This is a genomic window from Pseudomonas sp. 203-8, from assembly GCF_020708595.1.
GTDB classification, from domain to species: domain Bacteria; phylum Pseudomonadota; class Gammaproteobacteria; order Pseudomonadales; family Pseudomonadaceae; genus Pseudomonas; species Pseudomonas aeruginosa.
Map to the genome: position 1 here is coordinate 31,022 of NZ_JAJFDF010000019.1, position 18,505 is coordinate 49,526.

17 protein-coding genes and 1 pseudogene are annotated in these 18,505 nt (G+C 66.8%); 12 read left to right on the top strand and 6 right to left on the bottom strand.

Translation table 11 applies throughout. The features are described 5' to 3' along the window. Window positions 1–14 precede the first annotated feature (14 nt). The 10 genes from dgcA to LJF27_RS30160 all read left to right on the top strand — a co-directional run bounded on the left by dgcA (window position 15) and on the right by LJF27_RS30160 (window position 8,507). Window positions 15–2,075: a dimethylglycine demethylation protein DgcA gene (dgcA, locus tag LJF27_RS30115; protein WP_003107280.1), complete on the top strand. Its 2,061-nt coding sequence runs from the start codon at window positions 15–17 to the stop codon at window positions 2,073–2,075. A 103-nt stretch (window positions 2,076–2,178) separates the two neighbouring features. Next, complete coding sequence (dgcB, locus tag LJF27_RS30120) at window positions 2,179–4,140, top strand: dimethylglycine demethylation protein DgcB (RefSeq protein ID WP_003107277.1); 1,962 nt, start codon at window positions 2,179–2,181, stop codon at window positions 4,138–4,140. 118 nt (window positions 4,141–4,258) lie between these two features. Continuing rightward, window positions 4,259–5,491: an electron transfer flavoprotein subunit alpha/FixB family protein gene (locus LJF27_RS30125; protein WP_023116835.1), complete on the top strand. Its 1,233-nt coding sequence runs from the start codon at window positions 4,259–4,261 to the stop codon at window positions 5,489–5,491. Between the two features lie 35 nt (window positions 5,492–5,526). Further along, window positions 5,527–6,300, top strand: a complete 774-nt coding sequence (locus LJF27_RS30130) for an electron transfer flavoprotein subunit beta/FixA family protein (RefSeq protein ID WP_003105716.1) — start codon at window positions 5,527–5,529, stop codon at window positions 6,298–6,300. A gap of 124 nt (window positions 6,301–6,424) precedes the next feature. Next, window positions 6,425–6,994 (top strand): hypothetical protein, encoded by a 570-nt coding sequence (locus LJF27_RS30135; protein WP_003096751.1) that lies wholly within the window; start codon window positions 6,425–6,427, stop codon window positions 6,992–6,994. Window positions 6,995–7,001: 7 nt separating this feature from the next. After that, window positions 7,002–7,208, top strand: coding sequence for a helix-turn-helix domain-containing protein (locus LJF27_RS30140; RefSeq protein WP_003096753.1), 207 nt, complete (start codon window positions 7,002–7,004; stop codon window positions 7,206–7,208). A 31-nt stretch (window positions 7,209–7,239) separates the two neighbouring features. After that, window positions 7,240–7,644, top strand: a complete 405-nt coding sequence (locus LJF27_RS30145; RefSeq protein WP_003114450.1) for a hypothetical protein — start codon at window positions 7,240–7,242, stop codon at window positions 7,642–7,644. A gap of 13 nt (window positions 7,645–7,657) precedes the next feature. After that, complete coding sequence (locus LJF27_RS30150; protein WP_003105712.1) at window positions 7,658–7,891, top strand: hypothetical protein; 234 nt, start codon at window positions 7,658–7,660, stop codon at window positions 7,889–7,891. Between the two features lie 95 nt (window positions 7,892–7,986). Then, window positions 7,987–8,220, top strand: coding sequence for a hypothetical protein (locus LJF27_RS30155; RefSeq protein ID WP_003105710.1), 234 nt, complete (start codon window positions 7,987–7,989; stop codon window positions 8,218–8,220). Then, the gene (locus LJF27_RS30160) at window positions 8,217–8,507 is read left to right on the top strand and encodes a cell division protein ZapA (protein WP_003105708.1); all 291 of its coding nucleotides are present in this window, start codon (window positions 8,217–8,219) and stop codon (window positions 8,505–8,507) included. The genes LJF27_RS30155 and LJF27_RS30160 overlap by 4 nt, the downstream gene beginning before the upstream one ends. On the opposite strand, the gene LJF27_RS30165 is transcribed toward LJF27_RS30160, so the two are convergent. The 3 genes from LJF27_RS30165 to gbcA form a co-directional block, all read right to left on the bottom strand. Next, window positions 8,504–8,680, bottom strand: a complete 177-nt coding sequence (locus LJF27_RS30165) for a hypothetical protein (RefSeq protein ID WP_003096763.1) — start codon at window positions 8,678–8,680, stop codon at window positions 8,504–8,506. The genes LJF27_RS30160 and LJF27_RS30165 overlap by 4 nt on opposite strands. A gap of 4 nt (window positions 8,681–8,684) precedes the next feature. Beyond that, a complete protein-coding gene (locus LJF27_RS30170; protein ID WP_003096765.1) occupies window positions 8,685–9,245 on the bottom strand; it encodes an HdeD family acid-resistance protein in 561 nt (186 codons plus the stop codon). 274 nt (window positions 9,246–9,519) lie between these two features. Continuing rightward, window positions 9,520–10,809, bottom strand: a complete 1,290-nt coding sequence (gene gbcA / locus LJF27_RS30175) for a glycine-betaine demethylase subunit GbcA (protein ID WP_003096766.1) — start codon at window positions 10,807–10,809, stop codon at window positions 9,520–9,522. A gap of 424 nt (window positions 10,810–11,233) precedes the next feature. On the opposite strand from gbcA, the gene gbcB reads away from it, so the two are divergent. Next, a complete protein-coding gene (gene gbcB / locus LJF27_RS30180; protein ID WP_003096769.1) occupies window positions 11,234–12,334 on the top strand; it encodes a glycine-betaine demethylase subunit GbcB in 1,101 nt (366 codons plus the stop codon). Here gbcB and LJF27_RS30185 read toward each other — a convergent pair. The 3 genes from LJF27_RS30185 to LJF27_RS30195 form a co-directional block, all read right to left on the bottom strand. Beyond that, window positions 12,328–14,757, bottom strand: a complete 2,430-nt coding sequence (locus tag LJF27_RS30185) for a hypothetical protein (protein ID WP_025921243.1) — start codon at window positions 14,755–14,757, stop codon at window positions 12,328–12,330. The genes gbcB and LJF27_RS30185 overlap by 7 nt on opposite strands. A gap of 1,411 nt (window positions 14,758–16,168) precedes the next feature. Beyond that, window positions 16,169–17,209, bottom strand: coding sequence for a low specificity L-threonine aldolase (locus LJF27_RS30190; RefSeq protein WP_023116837.1), 1,041 nt, complete (start codon window positions 17,207–17,209; stop codon window positions 16,169–16,171). Between the two features lie 83 nt (window positions 17,210–17,292). Then, complete coding sequence (locus LJF27_RS30195; RefSeq protein WP_003096775.1) at window positions 17,293–17,934, bottom strand: hypothetical protein; 642 nt, start codon at window positions 17,932–17,934, stop codon at window positions 17,293–17,295. Window positions 17,935–18,149: 215 nt separating this feature from the next. Between LJF27_RS30195 and glyA the strand changes: the two are divergent. After that, window positions 18,150–18,505, top strand: a pseudogene (gene glyA / locus LJF27_RS30200) (serine hydroxymethyltransferase); the annotation flags it as partial.

Genomic DNA, 18,505 nt, shown 5'->3' on the forward strand with positions numbered 1-18,505 from the left:
CCGAGGAAAGGGTCATGGCCTTCGAAGCAATGTTCCAGCCGATCCAGATCGGCAAGCTGACCATCCGCAACCGCGTGCTCTCCACCGCCCACGCCGAGGTCTACGCCACCGACGGCGGGATGACCACCGAGCGCTACGTGAAGTACTACGAGGAAAAGGCCAAGGGCGGCATCGGCCTGGCCATCTGTGGCGGCTCCTCGGTGGTCGCCATCGACAGCCCGCAGCAGTGGTGGAGTTCGGTGAACCTGTCCACCGACCGGATCATCCCGCACTTCCAGAACCTGGCGGACGCCATGCACAAGCACGGCGCCAAGATCATGATCCAGATTACCCACATGGGGCGCCGTTCGCGCTGGGACGGCTACCACTGGCCGACCCTGATGTCGCCGTCGGGTATCCGCGAGCCGGTGCACCGCGCCACCTGCAAGACCATCGAGGTGGAGGAGATCTGGCGGGTCATCGGCAACTACGCGCAGGCCGCCCGCCGCGCCAAGGAAGGCGGCCTGGACGGCGTCGAGCTGTCCGCCGTGCACCAGCACATGATCGACCAGTTCTGGAGCCCACGGGTCAACAAGCGCACCGACGAATGGGGCGGTAGCTTCGAGGGGCGCATGAAGTTCGGCCTCGAGGTGCTCAAGGCGGTGCGCGCCGAGGTCGGCGAGGACTTCTGCGTCGGCATGCGCATCTGCGGCGACGAGTTCCACCCGGACGGCCTGTCCCACGAGGACATGAAGCAGATCGCCAAGTACTACAGCGATACCGGCATGCTCGACTTCATCGGCGTGGTCGGCTCCGGCTGCGACACCCACAATACCCTGGCCAACGTCATCCCCAACATGACCTTCCCGCCGGAGCCGTTCCTGCACCTGGCGGCCGGCATCAAGGAAGTGGTCGACGTGCCGGTGCTACACGCGCAGAACATCAAGGACCCGAACCAGGCCACGCGCATCCTCGAAGGCGGCTACGTGGACATGGTCGGCATGACTCGCGCGCACATCGCCGACCCGCACCTGATCGCCAAGATCAAGATGGGCCAGGTCGACCAGATCAAGCAGTGCGTCGGCGCCAACTACTGCATCGACCGCCAGTACCAGGGCCTGGACGTGCTGTGCATCCAGAACGCCGCGACCTCCCGCGAATACATGGGCGTGCCGCACATCATCGAGAAGTCCGCCGGACCGAAGCGCAAGGTGGTGGTGGTCGGCGGCGGGCCGGCCGGGATGGAAGCGGCCCGCGTGGCGGCCGAGCGTGGCCACGACGTGACCCTGTTCGAGAAGAAGGAGCAGCTCGGCGGCCAGATCACCACCGCCGCCAAGGCGCCGCAACGCGACCAGATCGCCGGCATCACCCGTTGGTACCAGCTGGAGCTGGCGCGCCTGGGCATCGACCTGCGCCTGGGCACCGCGGCCGACCCCGAGACCATCCTCGACCTGCGCCCGGACGTGGTGGTGCTGGCCAACGGCGGACATCCGTTCCTCGAGCAGAACGAACACTGGGGCGCCGCCGAAGGCCTGGTGGTGAGCAGCTGGGACGTGCTCGACGGCACGGTCGAGCCAGGCAAGAACGTGCTGGTCTACGACACCATCTGCGAGTTCAGCGGCATGTCGGTGGCGGACTTCCTCGCCGACAAGGGCGCCCAGGTGGAGATCGTCACCGACGACATCAAGCCGGGCGTGGCCATCGGCGGCACCACCTTCCCCACCTACTACCGCAGCATGTATCCCAAGGAAGTGATCATGACCGGCGACCTCATGCTGGAGAAGGTCTACCGCGAGGGCGACAAGCTGGTGGCGGTGCTGGAGAACGAATACACCGGCGCGCGGGAAGAGCGGGTGGTCGACCAGGTGGTGGTGGAAAACGGCGTGCGCCCCGACGAGAGCCTCTACTACGCGCTCAAGCAGGGCTCGCGGAACAAGGGCCAGATCGACGTCGAGGCGCTGTTCGCGATCCAGCCGCAGCCCTGCCTCAGCCAGTCCGGAGAAGGCTACCTGCTGTTCCGCATCGGCGACTGCGTGGCCCAGCGCAACACCCATGCGGCGATCTATGACGCGCTGCGCTTGTGCAAGGATTTCTAAGACACGCCTCGTAGCATCCGACCGGCACGGCCGGCCCCCCTCTCCCGCAAGCGGGAGAGGAGGCCGATCCAGCGCCGCCTGACGTCCCGCAGGGAGACCAGAAATGCTCGACACCCTCCTCCCCGTCCTGCTCTTCGCCGCCCTGGCACTTGCCGTGCTCGGCGCCGCGAAGCGCTTCCTCATGTGGCGCCGCGGCCGACCCGCCAAGGTCGACTGGATCGGCGGCCTCATGCAGATGCCGCGTCGCTACCTGGTGGACCTGCACCATGTGGTAGAGCGCGACAGGTACATGTCCAGGACCCACGTCGCCACCGCCGGCGGCTTCGTCCTGGCGGCGCTGCTGGCGATCCTGGTACACGGTTTCGGGCTGCACGGCCGGATCCTCGGCTTCGCCCTGCTGGCGGCCACGGCGCTGATGTTCGTCGGCGCGCTGTTCGTCGCCCGCCGCCGCCTCGACCCACCGTCGCGGCTGTCGAAGGGCCCCTGGATGCGCCTGCCGAAGAGCCTGCTGGCGTTCGCCGCGAGCTTCTTCCTCGCCACCCTGCCGGTGGCCGGGATCCTGCCGGAAGGCTTCGGCGGCTGGTTCCTCGCCGGCCTCCTCGCCATTGGCGTGGCCTGGGGCGTGTCCGAGCTGTTCCTCGGCATGACCTGGGGCGGGCCGATGAAGCACGCCTTCGCCGGTGCCCTGCACCTGGCCTGGCACCGCCGCGCCGAACGCTTCGGCGGCGGCCGCTCCACCGGCCTCAAGGCGCTCGACCTGGCCGATCCGCAGGCGCCGCTGGGCGTGGAAAAGCCCAGCGACTTCACCTGGAACCAGTTGCTCGGGTTCGACGCCTGCGTGCAGTGCGGCAAGTGCGAGGCGATGTGCCCGGCGTTCGCCGCCGGCCAGCCGCTGAACCCGAAGAAGCTGATCCAGGACATGGTCATCGGCCTGGCCGGAGGCAACGACGCGAAGTTCGCCGGCAGCCCCTATCCAGGCAAACCGCTGGGCGAGCACGGCGGCGGCCCGCACCAGCCGATCGTCGCGCTGGATGGCAAGGCCCTGGTCGACGCCGACACCCTGTGGTCCTGCACCACCTGCCGGGCCTGCGTCGAGGAGTGCCCGATGATGATCGAGCACGTCGACGCCATCGTCGACATGCGCCGCCACCTGACCCTGGAGAAAGGCGCCACACCGAACAAGGGCGCCGAGGTGCTGGACAACCTGATCGCCACCGACAACCCCGGCGGCTTCGCCCCCGGCGGCCGGTTGAACTGGGCGGCCGACCTGAACCTGCCGCTGATGAGCGAGAAGAAGAGCGCCGACGTGCTGTTCTGGGTCGGCGATGGCGCCTTCGACATGCGCAACCAGCGCACCCTGCGCGCCTTCGTGAAGATCCTCAAGGCGGCCGCGGTGGACTTCGCCGTGCTCGGCCTGGAGGAGCGCGACAGCGGCGACGTGGCGCGCCGGCTGGGCGACGAGGCGACCTTCCAGAACCTGGCCAGGCGCAATATCGCGACCCTGGCGAAATACCGCTTCACCCGCATCGTCAGCTGCGACCCGCACAGCTTCCATGTGCTGAAGAACGAATACGGCGCCCTCGGCGGCGACTACCAGGTACTGCACCACAGCACCTTCATCGACGAACTGCTGCGCGCCGGCACGCTGCAACCGGGCCGCAGCAAGGCCGGCAGCGTCACCTACCACGACCCCTGCTACCTGGGCCGCTACAACGGCGAGTACGAGGCGCCGCGCAACGTGCTGCGCGCACTCGGCATCGAGGTCAAGGAAATGCAACGCTCCGGCTTCCGCTCGCGCTGTTGCGGCGGCGGTGGCGGCGCGCCGATCACCGACATCCCCGGCAAGCAACGGATTCCCGACATGCGCATGGCCGACATCCGCGAGACCGGCGCCGAGCTGGTGGCCGTCGGCTGCCCGCAGTGCACCGCGATGCTCGAAGGCGTAGTGGCGCCGCGGCCGGAGATCAAGGACATCGCCGAGCTGGTAGCGGAAGCGCTGATAGAACAGGCGGAAGCGCCGGCAAAAAAGCCGTTGCGGCGTGAAGCCGTGGCGGAGGTGCATTGATGAGAGTGTCGAGCTTCACATCGAACCCGCTGCTGACCGGGGCAGCACGGATAGCGGCCTCTCCCTCCAGGGAGGGGGCCGCAGGATCGGGTAGCCGCAGCCACAGGAAGCATTCCGCATGAACGATATCGTCCGTCGCGATCCACGCGCCGAATGGATCGCCCGCAACCGCCTGCATCCGCTGCATGCGGCCATGCACTCCGCCCAAGGCGGCGAGGTGCGCTGGATGGGCCCCCACGGCGTGATCCGCAAGAACCCGCACGCCGTCGGCTTCGTCGGCCCCAACGGCATCCGCCGCATCGATCGCTCCGGCGGCCAGCAGGGCAGCGGCGTGCGCCGCGCCAGCGTAGCGCAGGAAGCGCAGTTGCCGCTGCATGTGGTCGAGCAACCGGCATTCCTCGTCGCGGTGGTCCCGGACATGGTCGGCGGCCGTCTCTCCAGCCACGACAAGGACCTCCTCGGACTGGCCCGCAAGCTCGCCGGCAACGACGGCGCGGTGCTCGCCGTGGTGTTCGGCGAACACAAGGAAAGCGCCTTCGACAGCGCCGGCGTCGACCGCCTGCTGCACCTCTCCGGCGGCGAGTACGACGGCTACACGCCCGAGCAGCGAATACTCGCCCTGCGCAACCTGGAGAACCAGCTCGCCCCGCGCCACTGGCTGTTCCCGGACAGTCGCAACGGCGGCGGCGAACTGGGCCGGCGCCTGGCCGCCGCGCTCGGCGAGCGGCCGGCCGGTCGCGTCTGGCAGGTCGAGGACGGCCGCTGCATCGGCCGCGCCGGCGCCGGCCGCGAGGACATCCAGCGCGCCCTGCCGCGCCTGCTGCTGGCCGCGGCGGAATGCGCCGAGCCGGTCAGCGAGACCCGCCATGAGGTTCGCGAACTGCACATGGCCGAGCAGGTGGCGCGCAACCTGCCACGCATCGAGGACCTCGGCCCGGTGGCCGTGGACCCGGCGCGGATTCCCATGGCCGAGGCCGAATTCATTCTCTCCGGCGGCAACGGCGTGCAGGACTGGACGCTGTTCCACCAGGCCGCCGCCGTCCTCGGCGCCACCGAGGGCGCCTCGCGGGTGGCGGTGGACGACGGGCACATGCCGCGCAACCGCCAGGTCGGCGCCACCGGTACCTGGGTCACCGCGCGGGTCTACCTGGCGGTGGGCATCTCCGGGGCGATCCAGCACCTGCAGGGCATAGGCGCCTGCGACAAGGTGGTGGCGGTGAACCGCGACGCCGGCTGCGACATGATCAAGCGCGCCGATCTCTCGGTGATCGGCGACTCGACGGAAATCCTCCGCGCGCTGATCCGCCTGGCCGAGGCACACCGCAACGGCGCCGCCCGCGATGCGGCCTGAACCCGCTTCCACGTACCTTTCATCGGTATCGAACCATGACTGAGCTGAACATCGTCGCGCTGGTCTCCATCGGCGCCCATCCCGCCTCCGGACGCCCGCGCCGTGCCGAACAGGACGCCCGCGCGGTGGAACTCGGCCTGCGCCTGAGCGGCCCACGCCTACAGGTGCTGCACGCCGGCGACCCGCACGCCGAGGCGCTGCGCGGCTATCTCGGCATGGGCCTGGAACGCTTGTCCGTGCTGGAACAGCCGGCCGGCGCCGACGCCCTGCCCGCACTGGCCGAGCACCTGCGCGACTCCCGCGCGCAACTGGTGCTCACCGGCAGCCAGGCGGAAACCGGGGAAGGCTCCGGGATGCTGCCCTTCCTCCTCGCCGAGCGCCTGGGCTGGCCACTGGTGGTCGGCCTGGCCGAGGTCGAGAAGGTCGAAGACGGCAGCGCTCAGGTCCTCCAGGCTCTGCCTCGCGGCCAGCGACGCCGACTGCGGGTACGCCTGCCGTTCGTCGCCAGCGTCGACAATGCCGCGCCGGTGGCCCGGCAGAGCGCCTTCGGCCCGGCTAGGCGTGGCGAGATCGAGGCCCATGAGGTGGAGGTGGTCGACGACCCGCTGCTCGCCGAAGACAGCCTGCAACCGGCCCGGCCGCGACCGAAGCGGCTCAAGGTAATCAAGGCGAAGACCGGCGCCGAGCGAATGAAAGCCGCCACCGCCAAGGCCTCCGGCGGTACCGGGCAGGTACTCAAGGATCTTTCGGCGGAAGCCGGCGCCGAAGCCATCTTCAAGCTCCTGCGCGAGGAAGGCGTGATCCGCTGAAGCGGGTCAGAACGCACTGTGCGCCAGATCACAAGTTATGACGTGGTGACGATAAATTATTGTATTACGATAATTTATTCCCTAGTTTCGCCATCCAGACGCGAAACACACAGGGGAACCCGGCATGGCGCTGTCCACGCATCTCAGCAACCACAAGCTCTATCTGCTCGGCATGCTCTGCGCCATCCTGGCCTGGGGCATGGCCTGCATCGAACTCGGAGCGAACACCCACCTCTGGTTCTCCGGCCTCAGCGAGCAGGGCTACCTGCAGGCCTGGAGCGATGAAATGCCGCGCCTGGCCAGCGACGGCTTCGTCCTGTCCTGGAGCAGCCGGGCGCTGCTGATGCTGCTGGACTACCTGCCGACCCTGCTTTCCGCGTTCGGCCTGGCGCTCACCGGCCTGTTCTTCCGCCGCCTGGCCAAGGGCGAACGCTGGTCGCAGCGCAACGCCAGGACCCTGGTGCACATCGGCCTGCTGTCCTTCCTGGCACTCTTGCTCCAGCCATTTATCAATACGCTGCAAGGTCTTGTACTATCTCTCGACCTGCCCGACGGCGAGCGTGTCCTGAGCGTTTCGATAGGACTCACTTCCGAAGCGGCCTACGAGTTTCTCAAGGCGATCTTTCTCTGCTCGTTCGGCCTGATGATGAGCGAAGCCAGGAAACTGGACGAAGAAGTAAGAGCCTTCATATGACGACCTCATGATCATCATCCGACTAGACGTCATCCTGGCGAAGAACAAGGTCCGCTCCAAGGAGCTGGCGGAAGCCATCGGTATCACCGAACAGAACCTGTCCCTGCTGAAGAACGGCAAGGTCAAGGGCATCCGCCTCGACACCCTGGAGAAGATCTGCGCCTTCCTGGACTGCCAGCCGGGCGACATCCTGGAATACGTCGCGGACGACTGATCCCCGCTCCACCCTTTCCCAACCAGAAACCATGAACAGACACCTGAACCTCTCGGGCGTTGCGCTCGCGCTCGCCCTGATCTCGGGCTGCGGCCCCTCCGTCCGCTACCAGTACGTGATGCCGCCGAGCGAAGCGGGACGCACCTGCGTCGCCCAGTGCCGCACGCAACAGAGCCAGTGCGAAAGCCTCGCGCGCCTGGAATGGCAGAACGAAAACCGCCTGCGCGAAGCGGAACGGCGCAGCTACCACTATTGCAGCCAGGGCAAGAGCAAGAAGCAGGCGCGCAAGGAATGCCTGGCGCCAGGCTATTCCTCCTCGTTCGGCTACAACGGCTTCGGCGGCTCCGGCAACTTCAACTGCAGTTCCGACTACGACCGCTGCTTCACCGACATCTGCGGCGGCACCATCCGCCGCATCGTCGAGCAACCTCAATGATCGGAGTATCCCCATGAGCCGACGCCTCTTCCCTCTCCTGCCGTTCCTGTTCCTGGTCGGCTGCGCCCAGGGCTATCCCTCCTTCTCCGGCATCCTTCCGGACGTCCGCGTCAGCGGCGACGAACGCAGCTACGCCGAGCGTGCCGAAGACTGCCTGAAACGGCGCAACTGCCCGCCGGCCACCGATCGCGATCCCTTCGTCGCCGACCCCGGGCACTACTCGCTGGGCGGCAGCTTTCACTGGTGAAGCCGGGTGCCAAAGCCTGGCAACCGACCACGGACCTGGCTTCGGCAGGCGCTTTTCTTTATCCTGCGCGCCCTTTGAACGACTGGGACGAGATCATGCTGGAGAACACCCTGGAACGCCTGGAAACCCTGGTAGCCGAGCTGCTGCAACAGAACCAGGCCCTGCGCGACAGCCACGACCAGCTTCAGCAGCAGCTGCGCCAGGCCACCGAGGAAAACGAAACCCTGCAACTCTCCATGCTCGAGCAGGAAGAAAAGCAGAGCGGCACCCAGGCCCGCCTGGAAGCCCTGGTCGAGCGCCTCAGCGCGCAGCAACCGGTTAGCGCATGAGCCGCGACGGCGTCCAGGTCCTGTCGATCCTCGGCCGGGACTATTCGATCCGCGTGCCGGCCGGCGAGGAGAGGGCCCTAGCGGACGCCGCCGCGTTGCTGCAAGCGGAAGTGGACGCCAACAAGCGCAAGTTTCCCTACGTCACCAGCAACGAGCTGGTGGTGCTCTCCGCGCTCAATCTCTGCGCCCGCCAGCTCGGCGCGAACGACGGCGAGTCGCCGCGCCTGCGGGCGGTGGAGCAGCGCCTGGAAGCGCTGGTCGAGCGGATCGCCGGGGCATCCGGCTAGTCGCGCGCCTGCGGACTCGCCCAATACAGCTGCCGATGCCCGCGCGCCTGGTAGTCCTTGACCAGCGCGCAGGCCTCGTCGCGCGTCAGGTCGCGGCGCATGACGAAGGCATTGCCGTTGTCGTCCTGGCGCCACAGGCACCAGCGCGTTTCCTCCGCCGGCTTCGCCGCCACCGCGTCAAGCCTTCAGGGTCGAAGTCTTGCGCAAGCGCAGCGCGAGCATGACCAGCAACACGCCGAAGAACACCGCGTAGGCGCCGATCACCCAGACCACCGCCAGCGCCCCGGCGCCGGGGTTGGCGATCATCAGCACGCCGAACAGCACCGAGATGGCACCAGAGAGGATCATCCACCATTCGTTCTGGATCGACTTGCGCAGGCGGATCGCCGCGACGATCTGGAAGATGCCCATCGCCAGTGCCCAGCCGGCGATGATCAGGAGCAGGCCGATGGCGGTCAGTTGCGGCCAGAAGAACGCAACCAGGCCGGCCGCCACGCCGATCACCCCGACCAGCGCCAGCGGCCAGTTGAACTGCCCATCGCTGCGCATGTTGAACGCGGCGATCAGGGCGAACGCTCCGTCCACCAGCGCGTAGGCGCCCCAGAACAGCACCAGCACGGTCAGCGCCAGGGCCGGCGAGAGCAGGGTCAGGACGCCGAACACCAGCGCCGCCACGCCGCGCAGGGCCACCAGTTTCCAGTGCTTGCCCAGTTCGGCCCACAGGGGATTGTTTTCCACGCTTGCCTCCAGAGGCCGCCCTTGAGCGGCCCGTTCAGGTTGAGTCCTCCCACCTTAGTCCTTTTGCCGGGAGGCTGTCAGGGGGCGGAGGCGGGAGGCAAGGCGTGCGCGCGGGCTCAGGGCCGGGACTTCTCCGGCGGCCGCTGGCGGCGCCAGCAGGCGAACAGGTTCCAGGCCAGCAGCAGGCTGACGAAAGCGGAACTGACGTAGAACAGCAGGTTGTCCATGACCTTTCCTCCGCAGCGGCGCCCCGCCAGGGGGCGCCTCGTCCGGCTCAGCTGCCGGCCACCTTGCGCACGTGGGCGGACTCCTCGCCGAGGTTGTTCAGCATGCGCTCGCTGTACCAGTCGAGGAAATTGATCACACCGAACTCGTAGGTCTTCGAGTATGGACCAGGCTGGTAGGCGTCGGAGTTGATCCCGCGCTGGTTCTCCTCGGCCAGCCGACGATCCTGGTCGTTGGTCGCGTCCCATACCTCGCGCAGGCGCGCCACGTCGTAGTCGACGCCTTCCACCGCGTCCTTGTGCACCAGCCATTTGGTGGTGACCAGGGTTTCCTGGGCGCTGATCGGCCACACGGTGAAGACGATCAGGTGGTCGCCCATGCAGTGGTTCCAGGAGTGCGGCAGGTGCAGGATGCGCATCGAGCCGAGGTCGGGATTCTTGATCCGGCCCATGAGCTTCTTGCTGCCCTGCTTGCCGTCCATGGTCATCGACACCGTGCCGTCCAGCAGCGGCATGCGCACGATGCGATTGCGCAGGCCGAAGCTGGCATGGGCGTACGGGATCTTCTCGGCGTCCCAGGCGCTGGTGCAGGCCGCCACCTGGTCCTTGAACGCCTGGCTGGCGCGCGGGTCGGTGACGTCGTCCCACTCCAGCAGGGTCTTCAGCAGTTCCGGGTGGGAGCCGTTGCAGTGGTAGCACTCGCGGTTGTTCTCGATCACCAGCTTCCAGTTGGCGGCTTCGCGGATGGTGGTCTGCACCGCCACCTTGGCGTTCTCCATGTCGTACGGCTCCATGTAGTGCTCGAGCGTCGCCAGGAAGTCGTCGATGGCCGGCGGGTTCTCCGCCAGGCTGATGAAGATGTAGCCGCCGGCGGTCTTCACCTGGATCGGCTTCAGGCCGTACTCCTTCATGTCGAAGTCGGCGCCCATCTCGGTGCCGGCGAACAGCAGGCGGCCATCCAGCTCGTAGGTCCACTGGTGGTAGGGGCAGACCAGCTTGGCCACCTTGCCTTTCTCGCTCACGCACAGGCGCGAGCCGCGGTGCCGGCAGACATTGTGGAAGGCATGCACCTGGCCTTCGGCGCCACGGATCACCAGGACCGGGTTCTTGCCGATCTGCAGGGTGAGGAAATTGCCCTTGGCGGGAATCTCGCAGGTCATGCCGGCGATCAGCCATTCCTTGTGGAAGATCTCCTGCATGTCGATCTCGAACAGGCGCTGGTCGCAGTAGAAGGGCTGCGGCAGCGAGAAGCTGTGGTCGCGGCTGCGCAGCATGTCGGCGGTGGCCTTGCGGGCCGGTTCCAGGGGATCGCCGAGACTCAGGGTGGAAGTGACGTCCATCGGTAACTCCTCATGCCGCCCCCGCGCGGGTGGCGGCGGAAAAAGTGGCTGATACGGTTGCTACGCAAGGTGGCGTTCACAGCCTTCCTCATCCCGGCGCGGCGTCCGGAATCCCGCCCTGCCGATGGACGGGCCCCGCCGTGGCGGGAATGAAGGTCAGTCGCTCTACACGTCCGGGCTCTACCCTCCCGGGGTTCATGCAAACCCTCGTCTCGGCTGGTCTGGAGTGTGGGCCCGCGCCCGCCGCCGACCTTATCCATGGGCGACATGACCGCATCCGTTTCCGACGCTCCGGGCCGCGCCCCAGCAGGCAGGTCGCGATAAGCATGTAAATGTCGCTGGCAGGTAAATGAGCGGCCACGGCGATGCGCACAATCCGCCCCATCAGGCCATCGTTCGGCCCCGTGCGCACGGAGAGATCATCATGTCGAGCAACTTCCTCAATCCGGTCACCACCCAGACCTGGGCCAACGGCCGGCACCTCGTGCGCTGCGTCAAGGTCATCCAGGAAACCTGGGACGTGCGCACCTTCTGCTTCATGGCCGACCAGCCGATCCTGTTCTTCTTCAAGCCGGGCCAGTTCGTCACCCTGGAGCTGGAGATCGACGGCGAGCCGGTGATGCGCTCCTACACCATCTCCAGCTCGCCCTCGGTGCCCTACAGCTTCTCCATCACCATCAAGCGGGTGCCGGGCGGGCGGGTTTCCAACTGGCTGCACGACAACCTCAAGGAAGGCCAGGAGCTACCGGTGCACGGTCCGGTCGGCCTGTTCAACGCCATCGACTTCCCGGCCGACAAGGTGCTGTTCCTCTCCGGCGGGGTCGGCATCACCCCGGTGATGTCCATGGCGCGCTGGTTCTTCGACACCAACGCCAACGTCGACATGGTCTTCGTCCACAGCGCCCGTTCGCCGAAGGACATCATCTACCACCGCGAGCTGGAGCACATGGCCTCGCGGATCGACAACTTCAGCCTGCACATCATCTGCGAGCGCCACGGCCTCGGCGAAGCCTGGGCCGGCTACCGTGGCTACCTGAACCTGCGCATGCTGGAACTGATCGCCCCGGACTTCCTCGAGCGGGAAATCTTCTGCTGCGGCCCGACGCCCTATATGAGCGCGGTGAAGCACCTGCTGCAGGGCCACGGCTACGACATGAGCCGCTACCACGAGGAAGCCTTCGGGCCGACTCCGCCGGAGGTCCGCGCCGACGTCAGGGAACTGGCCGCGGAAGCCGCCGAGGCGCCGGAGGTACCGGTCGCCGACCAGCACCAGGTGGAATTCACCGCCACCGGCAAGAGCATCCGCGTCAGCCCCGGGGAAACCGTGCACGCCGCCGCCGCCAAGCTCGGCCTGCACATTCCGAAGGCCTGCGGGATGGGCATCTGCGGCACCTGCAAGGTAATGAAGACCGCCGGCGAGGTGGAGATGGAGCACAACGGCGGGATCACCGACGAGGATGTCGCCGAAGGCTACATCCTCTCCTGCTGCAGCGTGCCCAAGGGCGACGTGGTCATCGACTACTGAGGGCGCGAGGGAAACGCCAGGCGCTCCCAGTAGCGCCGCCGCGGCAGTTCCTCGGCCGGCAGCCAGCGTCCGGCGCAGGCCTGCAGCGGCTCGGCGGGAGCCTTCAGCAGCGAGTCCAGGGCCAGCACGTAGCGCCCCGTCCCCGCGCAGCGGAAGCACAGGTCGTCGTCGAAGCTGTCGAAGCACGGGTACTCGCCGAGGTCGTCGCGGTAGCGACGCAACGTCCGCTCTTGCACGTCGAGCAGCAGCAGGCGCCACTGGTCCCGTTCCAGGTCGCTTTCCTCGTAGCGCTGGACGTGCCGGGTCAGCGCCAGGTAGCGACCGTCCGCCGACCAGATCATTGGCGCCGCCAGGTTGCCCAAGCCGATGCCCGACGCGGTCAGCAGGTAGCCGTCGCGGCCGAACCCGGCGCGCACGTCCTCGTCGCGGTGCATGCCCTCGTAGTGGAAACCGAAGCCCCAGGCGGCGTCCTCCGCGCCCACCGACGGCAAGACGAAGTCGCCGTCGCTCCAGGGCCGCGGCGCTGCGTCCAGCCAGCGCGACGTGGGGCACAGCCGCCAGGCCGTGCCATCGAACGCCACCCGCGCCTGCTCGTAGTAATGCCGCCAGTCGTCGTGGAAGCGGCCGAATGCGTGCCAGGCGCCGGGCTCGGGCAAGCCTTCGTCGAAGCGGCGCAACAGGCCGGGGTCGCCTTCGCCCGGCCCGCCCGGCGGCTGGTAGGCGTTGCGGCCGAGCAGGTGGAGCAAATGCACCTGGCCATCGATGAAACCTTGCAGGTGTAGATCGGCCAGCGGCTCGGCGAGCCACTCCAGGCGCCGCTCCCGGCTATCGAGTATGGCCAGGCGCTGCGGCAGGGTCGGCGCCTCGGCGAAGGCCACCACGGCCAGGTAGCGACCGCAATCGGACACGCGGTGGTCGAGCGTCCACTCGCCATCCAGGCGCCAGTCGCCCAGGCGCAAGGCATAGGCGCCGCGCTCCGCCTCCTGATCGTCGCGCAACCACTCCCAGACGGCCCGGCTGCCATCGGCCAGCGGTGCGCTCTGCAACAGGCATCCCGGCCTGCCGGCCGCGCCATCCAGGGGCAGCAACAGGTCCAGGCGCGGCATGTCGGCCTCGCGCCAGCGCGGCCGGTCGTCCGCATCGCGAGCGTGCAGAAGGTAGAGGCTGGAATGGCTGTACGAACCCAGCGTGCCGTAGCGTTCGTAGGTCAGGCAGGGTTGCGCCAGGTCCAGGCCGAAACGCAGCCAGCCATCCTCCAGCCCGAGCAGTTCGGGCCCGCCGGCATGGGGCTCGGCGGGCAACGCCGACCACGGCGCGCCCAGCGCACGCAGGCCGCCGTCCTCTCGCCAAAGCCAGTAGGTATCCTGCCCCAGCGGCTCGCCTGCTGCCTGCAGCGCCAGCGCCCGGCCGTCATCGTTCCAAGCCAATGGCGGCGCTTCACGGGACAGGTAGAGGCCGCTGGCCTCGCCGTTTATCCACAGCTCGCCGCGGTTGGCGCGCAGCGGCGCGAAAGGATCGTCCAGGGCCAGCAGGCTGTCCGGCAGCCAGGGGCGGATTTCCAGCGCGGGCCCGCCAAGCGGGGACGGTAGCGGTTGCGCGCGCAGATCCCCGCTCCAGCGCTGCCATTCGCTTTCGGGCAGCCAGAGGTCACCGATGGCAACGAAGGCCTCGGCCTCGCTGCCGGCCTTGAGCGCCTGCAGCTCGAGGCGCTGCGGTGCGTTGGACGTCAGCGGGCTGTGCCGGCCGATCACCTCGCGCTCGGTGACGCTGTCCAGCTCCCAGAAGTTGTCCACGGCACAGCGGTAAAGCAACCGCTCCTGCCGGTCGAAGATCGCCAGGCCCCACGCGCCTCGGCTCGGTATCGGCGAAACGAAGTGGCGGCCATCGCTGGAAAAGCGTGCCGAAGGATTGCAGTCGGGGATGAAGCAACCGTCGGGCATCAGGTAGTGGCATACCAGCGGGCCGCCCATGGCGATCTCGCCGCCGTCGAACAGGCGGATCGGCTCGCCCTCGGGGGTTCGCTCGGGCGCTTCGCCGCCCCATGCGCTACCTCCGGCCGGCAGGGGTGCGTCCAGCGCTTGCGGAGCCTGGCGCTCCAGGCGCAGGCCGCGCTCGAAGCGGATCTGCAACAGCACGCCGCCGATCACCGCCAGCAAGCCACCGCCCAGTCCCAGCCAGAAGCCCGGCAGTGCCTGGCCCAGGGCGATGCCGCCACCCAGAACCCAGAAGAACAGCGCCTGTTGCAGGCGATACGGCACCTTGCCGCGCCAACGATCCGTGGCCCACTCGGCGCCCAGCAGCAGCACCCAACCCAGCGCTACCAGCGGCAACGGAAGGAGGACGCCAAGGGCCACCAGCACGGCGATCCAGGCGATCTCGCCGAGGCCTTCGAGCAACAAGCGGCCGAGCGGCTTGTCTGACATCCGATCATCCATGATCCATCCCACTTTCCTGGCAAAAGCCAAGGGTAATCAAGGCTCCGACCAACCACCAGAGCCACGGCGAAGCTGACCTTCTCATACTGGAAAACACCAGGGCGCCAAGGTTGTCCACATTCGGACTGGAATTCCATACAGGTGTTCCTTCGCCGCCTGAATGTCCGCCATGTGTTCACTCAAGCATTTGAAATAAAAGATAAATTCTACAAATTCAAGTGCATTTCAGGGCCGGCTACTCAGCCCGTCCCTGCCTCCGGGAAGCCCTTTCCAGGCTAGGTTGATCACAGACTTATCCACAAGTTGTGCAATCCATCGCCTCCTCTATGTCCTGCGGGTCCAGAAACAACATACCGACAATGCCTCCTCCGTGGCGCGAGGGCTCCGCAAGCCCATCCGGCTTTCCTTCCGGGTAAATCGCACTTCGCCGCACGCTCGGCCTGGCCGCACTCTCCTGCTCATTTAACGATCAATCCGCCAGAGACCCCGCCGTCCGGCCGCCCCAAGCGTGAGCGAACAATTTTTCCACAGGGCTTTACACTCCCCTTGGGGAAAACCAGAAAAATATTCACAGGATGAAGAAAAAACCTGGCCTATTCTGGCTCTTCATCCCTTCCCGCCCGGCCTGACCATTTATTGACCAACTCCATGCAGGCCTTACCTTATAAGGCTTACAGAACTATCCATACAGGTTGTCCACAAGGCTTTCCAGGCCTTTTGTGAGCAACCCTGCGTTTGTGCACATGCCCCCTAAAGCAAGCCGGCAGCCTGTTGACAGAAAATCCGCTCAATTCTTGACCAATAGCCTGGAAGGCGCGGGCCCTCTGGCTCCCAGCATTCTATAAACAGGCTCTGCACACTGACCTCAACAGGAATTGGGGGAAATTCCCGGCGGCGGCCGCAACCGCTGTTCCAGCGCCATCGGAGCGGGAGAATTTTGTCTTTTTCCTCAAGCCGTTACGTCCGCGCAGGGGGTTTGCGGCATTTGCCCCCACTTCGCTCCTTGCTTTTCTATCCACAGGCCTGTCTGGGTCCCGCAGGGACAATGCCCGTCACCGTTTCGTCAGCGCTTTTCACCTGAACCTTCATCGTCCTTTCACAAACGGCTGTTTTCGCTCAAAAACCGACCAACCTCCGAAGAGCCCGGCAGGGCGCCGCGCGGAAGCGACTGCGAACACGTTATTCACATTCGACTCCACAGTGTTTGTGGATTGGCCAGGTTCTCCTGGCATGGGAGTGGAACCGCGTGGATAAAGGCTTTCAACACCCCCGGCGGAGATAGGGAGGGTGTTGCCGGGGGCACTTTTGCATAGCTCCCGAACAGTTAGCCCACAGAGTTATCCACAGGAGATGAGGAAAGAGCGGCCGCCCCGGTTCATAGAGGCGGCCGAGAGCGGACTCAGGCGCCCATCACCAGGCGGATGTCCCGCGCCAGTTCGCGGACCCGCTCGATATCGGTATCCCAGGAACACATGAAACGCGCGCCACCTTCACCGATGAAGGTGTAGAAGCGCCAGCCGCGCGCGCGCAAGGCTTCGATCGCCGGCTCGGAAAGCTGCAGGAACACGCCGTTGGCTTCTACCGGGAACATCAGGCTGACGCCGGGAACGTCGGCCACCAGTTCGGCCAACAGCCGCGCGCAGCGGTTGGCGTGATTGGCGTAGCGCAGCCAGGCATCGTCCTGCAGTACGCCGACCCAGGGCGCGGCGAGGAAGCGCATCTTCGAGGCCAGTTGGCCGGCCTGCTTGCAGCGGTAGTCGAAGTCCTCGGCCAGGTCGCGGTTGAAGAACAGGATCGCCTCGCCCACCGCCATGCCGTTCTTGGTGCCGCCGAAGCAGAGCACGTCGACCCCGGCCTTCCAGCTCAGCTCCGCCGGCGAGCAGCCGAGGAAGGCGCAGGCGTTGGAGAAGCGCGCGCCGTCCATGTGCAGGTGCAGGCCGAGTTCCTTGCAGGTGGCGCTGATCGCCTTCAACTCGTCCGGGCGGTACACCGTACCGACCTCGGTGGCCTGGGTGAGAGTCACCACGCGCGGCTTCGGATAGTGGATATCCTGGCGCTTGAGAGCGATGTCGCGGATCGACGCCGGGGTCAGCTTGCCGACCTCGGTCTGCGCCAGCAGCAGCTTGGAGCCGTTGGAGAAGAACTCCGGCGCGCCGCACTCGTCGGTCTCGACGTGGGCGGTCTCCGAGCAGATCACGCTGTGGTAGCTCTGGCACAGCGCGGCCAGGGCCAGGGAGTTGGCGGCGGTGCCGTTGAAGGCGAAGAACACTTCGCAATCGGTCTCGAACAACTGGCGGAAGTAGTCCGAAGCGCGCGCGGTCCACTGGTCGTCGCCATAGGCGCGCTCGTGGCCGCGGTTGGCTTCGGCCATCGCCGCCCAGGCTTCGGGGCAGATACCGGAATAGTTGTCGCTGGCGAACTGTTGGGTGTTATCGGTCATGTGGGCCTCGGATGGAACGGTTGCCGAGCCCTCGTGGGGCTCCGTGCGGTCGCGCCGGTACGGGTAGGTGCCGGCACAGTCTGTCAGGGTAGCTTGGTCAGCTTCATCTGCTCGACGAACGGCACCAGCACCTGGCGCATCGCCGTGGCGCTGCCGCCATTGGGCATGTCGCGGGTGCTGAGGGTCAGTACGTAGCGGTTCTTGATCACTCCGCTGAGGGTCGAGACGCCCTCCTCGCCCTTGGCCGGGACCATCACCCCCAGCGGGTCGCCCATTCGCGTGGTATCGATCAGCGGCAGGTAGTCCTCGCCGCCGAAGCGCTCGGCGGTGCCGTTCTTCAGGGCGGTCTCGCGGGTCTTGTGGAGCAGGGTCAGGTTGGTCTGGGTCATCTCGCGCAGCTTGTCCTGCGCCGCCCGATAGGCCACCGCGTCGCCCTCGGTCGGCGGCGCCGGCAGGCCGGTGTCGGTGAGGACGATCTCCAGGCGCTTGCTGCCGTCGGCGGCGCCGAAGACCACGGTGGCATCGTTGTAGCCGCACTGGCGGGAGAGGAAGTCGTAGCCGAACAGTGGCTTGCCGGCCGGCGGCAAGGCCACTTCGAGTTCATGGCCGGTGCAGGAATCGGCCGGCAGCGCAGGCGCGGCGGCCTGCTTTTCATCGCCGCCCCCGCACCCTTGCAGGGATGCGCCGAGCAGCACGGCGGAAAGGAAGATCAGCGGGCGTTTCATGGTGTTCTCGCAAGACGAAGAGCACGCAGTTTAGCGCCAGCCCGGGGCGTTCCGCATCGGTTGCCGAATCCCACCGCCATGTCGCAAACGCACCTCCCCGTGGCGTGCATAGGCATCTGGGCCGGCAGGGCCGGTCATACCATCGCTGGCAAAGGGACCGCGTGTCCCGTTGCAGCCATTCCGGCGCGGTTCCGGCGCCGCAGGGAGACCCAGCGATGTTCAGCAAGCATGACCAGATCCGCGGCTACGACGACGAACTGCTCGCCGCGATGGACGCCGAAGAGGCCCGCCAGGAAGACCACATCGAACTGATCGCCTCGGAGAACTACACCAGCAAGCGGGTCATGCAGGCGCAGGGCAGCGGCCTGACCAACAAGTATGCCGAGGGCTATCCGGGCAAGCGCTACTACGGCGGCTGCGAACACGTCGACAAGGTCGAGCAGTTGGCCATCGACCGCGCCAGGCAACTGTTCGGCGCCGACTACGCCAACGTCCAGCCGCATTCCGGTTCCTCGGCCAACGCCGCGGTGTACCTGGCGCTGCTCAACGCCGGCGACACCATCCTCGGCAT